Annotated in this window: 2 protein-coding genes; both read right to left on the minus strand. The window is 71.6% G+C overall.

Going from position 1 to position 1,402, the window contains the following annotated elements; translation table 11 throughout:
- Positions 1-36: 36 nt before the first annotated feature.
- Positions 37-660 carry an ATP-dependent Clp protease proteolytic subunit gene (locus DQW06_RS24630; protein ID WP_013155887.1) on the minus strand — a complete coding sequence of 208 codons (624 nt, stop codon included), beginning with the start codon at positions 658-660 and terminating at the stop codon, positions 37-39.
- Entirely contained in the window at positions 657-1,316 is a 660-nt protein-coding gene (locus tag DQW06_RS24635) for a ClpP family protease (RefSeq protein WP_013155886.1), read from the minus strand. The genes DQW06_RS24630 and DQW06_RS24635 overlap by 4 nt, the downstream gene beginning before the upstream one ends.
- Positions 1,317-1,402: the final 86 nt, after the last annotated feature.

Here is a 1,402-nt window from a genome sequence, read left to right on the forward strand (position 1 = left end):
GGGGCCGGGGGCCTGCCCCCGGCCCCGGACGGTCCCCTAGGCGGCGGTCCTCCCCGTCGCCGGGTGCGCCTGGCGGGTGGTGATGATCCCGTCCACCAGGCCGTACTCCTTCGCCTGCTGCGCGGTGAAGATCTTGTCCCGGTCGGTGTCGGCGCGCAGCCGCTCCTGCGTCTGCCCGGTGTGCCGGGCCAGGATCTCCTCCACCTGCGAGCGGACCCGCAGGATCTCCTCGGCCTGGATCTCCAGGTCGGCGGCCACTCCCTGGCCCTCCCCGGAGGGCTGGTGCAGCAGCACCCGCGCGTGCTCCAGGGCCGTGCGCTTGCCCGCCGTGCCCGCCGCCAGCAGCACCGCCGCGGCGGAGGCCGCCTGGCCCATGCACACCGTGGCCACGTCCGCGCGCACGAACCGCATGGTGTCGTAGATGGCGGTCAGCGCGGTGTTCGAGCCGCCCGGCGAGTTGATGTAGAGCTGGATGTCGGTCTCGCTCGACTCGTAGTCGAGGTGGAGCATCTGCGCCATCACCACGTTGGCGACGTCGTCGTCGATCGGCGTGCCCAGGAAGATGATCCGTTCCGACAGCAGTCGGCTGAACACGTCGAAGGACCTCTCGCCGTGGGGCGTGCGCTCCACCACCATCGGCACCGTGTAACGACCGCTCACCGGTCCTCCCCCTTCACGTACGTGGCGAACCCGGGTGCCCCGGCGCCCAGCCGAATGCCTCCGCCGTCCATCTCCGCGACCGACGCGACCACGTGGTCGACGAACCCGTACTCCCTGGCCTCCTGCGCGGTGAACCAGGCGTCGCGGTGCTGGTCCCGGGAGATGGTCTCCTCGGTCTGGCCGGTGTGCTTGGCGATGAGCCGCACCATGGTCTGCTTGGTGTGCGCGAGGTTCTCGGCCTGGATGGCGATGTCGGCGGCCGTCCCGCCCAGGCCCCCGGAGGGCTGGTGCATCATGATCCGCGCGTGCGGCAGGCTGTAGCGCTTGCCCGGCGTGCCGACGCAGGCCAGGAACTGGCCCATGCTGGCCGCGAACCCCATGACCAGGGTGGACACGTCGTTGGGGACGAAGTTCATCACGTCGTAGATGGCCAGTCCGGCCGACACCGAGCCCCCGGGGCTGTTGACGGCCAGCGTGATGTCCCTGCGCGGGTCCTCGTCGGCGAGCAGCAGGATCTGCGCGCACACGCGGTTGGCGCTGGCCTCGTCCACCTGCGTGCCCAGCAGCACGATGCGGCTGCGCAGCAGGCGCGTGGCCAGCTGGTCGTCGAAGGCACCGCCGGAGGTCTCGTCCGAGGCGGCGACATGGGTCGGCATGGCACTCTCCCTTCCCCGGCCCCCGTGGGCCGGTGATCCCAGCCTGCGGCGGCGGGGAGGGAGACTTCCACCGTTTCGGCCCGGGG

The sequence above is a fragment of the Nocardiopsis sp. TNDT3 genome, from assembly GCF_003427465.1.
GTDB lineage: Bacteria > Actinomycetota > Actinomycetes > Streptosporangiales > Streptosporangiaceae > Nocardiopsis > Nocardiopsis dassonvillei.